The organism is Gemmatimonadota bacterium, from assembly GCA_026706345.1.
Classification (GTDB): Bacteria; JAAXHH01; JAAXHH01; order JAAXHH01; family JAAXHH01; genus JAAXHH01.
Window position 1 is genome coordinate 1 of record JAPOYX010000029.1, and the last position, 2,334, is coordinate 2,334.

The window sequence follows — 2,334 nt, forward strand, 5'->3', positions numbered from 1 at the left end:
CCAACGAATGGCTCGATAATGAATTGCCCTCCGCCAGGAGCATACAGGAGCCTTTTCGCGAAAACAACGACAAGGTGACCATCTGGATCGGACTGCACGCCCCGCCAAGCCGGCACACGTACTCTCCCTCACTGCTCAAGGCCCGTTCCGTCAACGAAGTCATTGCCCCGGCCTGGAACGCCATGTACAAATTCAACAACTTCCTCTCGGGGTTCTCCCACCCCCGGGCCCAACCCTTCGTCCCGGACCGTGTCGAGATCGCCGTGCAGAAGCTGCCCAGGTACATGGAGGACCAGTCCGGCAATGCCGTGGACTGGCCGCTGGATTCGATAGGCCTGGCCGAGATGACGGGGAAGCGCCCACGCGGATACCGGACACTCATCGGGGCAGACGCCCGCGAAGCCTACCGGCTGCTGACCGAACATCAGGTGATTCGTTCCGCCGGCCAGGTATACCTCGTATGGGTGCGCCCGCTTCTCCTGGACGGCCTGCCCTGACCTGACGCGGCCAGCCCGCGGTTAATCCTTCCGAGGCCGCCTGGACCGTCCGGAACGTCTCTTTGCCCGCTATCCCTTCACGGCGCCTAAAGCCAGTCCGCGCACCATGTATCGCTGAACGAAGGCGAACACGGCCAGCGCGGGAAGCAGCGCCAGGGTCGCGCCGGCCATCATGCGTCCCCAGTGGATGTCGTACTTGCTGATGAAATTGTACAGGCCCACGGGCAGGGTGAAGGTGGATTCCGTGTTCAGGAACATCACCGCGAAGAGCAGTTCGTTCCAGGCGCCGATGAAGGCGAACAGAAAGGTCGCGATCAGCCCGGGACGCGCCAGCGGCACGGCCACGCGCAGAATCGCGCCCATCCGGTTGCATCCGTCCACCATGGCGGCCTCCTCCAGCTCCGACGGAACGCCCGCGAAGAAGCCCTGCATCATGAGCGTGCAGAAGGGGATGTTCAGCACCGTATACACGATCATCAGACTGTAGAGCGTGTCGAGCAGGCCGAGTATCCGAAAGATGATGAAGAGGGGGACGATGAGCACCACCACGGGCATCATCTGGGTCGCCAGGAAGACCAGGAGCGTGACCTGGCGTCCCCGGAAGCGGTAGCGCGCGAGTGCGTAGCCGCCCAGGACGGAAACGGTCAGCGTGCAGGCCGATGCCAGGCTCGCGACTGTAATGCTGTTGGTGAAGAACCGGGGGATGTCGGTGCGCAGGAAGGCCGCGACGTAGTGCTCCAGCGTAGGCGCCGACGGGAAATACCGCAGGGGCCAGACAAAAAGATCCTGTTCCGGCGTCAGGGAAGTGACCACCATCCAGTACACGGGGAAAACCGCGAAGAGAAGAAACGCGCACAGTCCGGCGGCGTGCAGCAGGCGGCGCCATGGGCCCGGTCGGATCATCGTCCCTTCCTCAGATGGCGGCCCGGTCGGATCATCGTCCCTTCCTCATATGGCGCCCTGGTCGGACCATCGTCCCTTCCCTCAGATGGTGGCCTCTTCGCCGTAGAACCTCGTGACGCGGAGGAATACGGCGGTAAAGACCAGTGAAACCACGGTCAGCGCGACCCCCAGGGCGGCCGAATACCCGAAATCCAGTCCCAGGAACGCTTTCTGGAACACGTAGAGGGCCAGGGTGCGGGACGCCCCGGCCGGACCTCCCCCGGTCATGACCCAGATCAGGTCAGCCCAGTTGAAGATCCAGATCGCCCGGAGCAGGATCGTGATGACGATGGCCGGTTTCACCATGGGCGCGGTGACGCGCCAGAAGGACTGCCAGGCCGTGGCGCCGTCCATGTCGGCCGCTTCGTACAGGCTGGGCGGGATAGCCTGCAGGGCGGCGAAGAGCATGATGGCGAAGAAGGTGACCCCGAACCATATATTGGCGAGTACGCAGGAGAGGAGAGCCGTCTCCCCGCGGGACAGGAACCCGACTTTCTGATCCATCAGTCCGGCACGGATAAGCAGGTCGTTGACCAGCCCGAATTCCCCGTTCAGCAGCCAGGCCCAGATGATGGCGATCAGGAATCCCGACACCGCCCACGGCGCGAAGACAACGGCCTGGAAGATCCCCCGGCCCCTGAACCGCGCGCTGTTGAGCAGCAGCGCCAGGCCGAAGCCGAGCAGGAACTGGAAGAACAACGATACGACCACCCAGACCACGGAGTTCCACAGGCTCCGCCAGAAGTACTCGTCCCCGAGCATGAACGCGTACTGGTCCAGTCCGACGAAGGGCGTATTGAGGGGATCCATGAGTTGGTATTCCCGCAGGGATAGCAGGAACACCGTGGCCATGGGGTAGAACAGGAATCCAGCGATGAGCAGGTAGGCGGGGGCC

Annotated in this window: 3 protein-coding genes; 1 reads left to right on the forward strand and 2 read right to left on the reverse strand. The window is 63.3% G+C overall.

Features of this window, described 5'->3' with window-relative positions:
* Positions 1-497: hypothetical protein (locus OXG98_03365; GenBank protein ID MCY3771047.1), on the forward strand; the 497-nt coding region annotated here is incomplete at its 5' end.
* Between the two features lie 69 nt (positions 498-566).
* On the opposite strand, the gene OXG98_03370 is transcribed toward OXG98_03365, so the two are convergent.
* Both OXG98_03370 and OXG98_03375 read right to left on the reverse strand, forming a co-directional pair.
* Entirely contained in the window at positions 567-1,400 is an 834-nt protein-coding gene (locus OXG98_03370) for a carbohydrate ABC transporter permease (GenBank protein MCY3771048.1), read from the reverse strand.
* Between the two features lie 81 nt (positions 1,401-1,481).
* A partial coding sequence (locus OXG98_03375) for a sugar ABC transporter permease (GenBank protein ID MCY3771049.1) occupies positions 1,482-2,334 on the reverse strand: 853 nt, incomplete at its 5' end.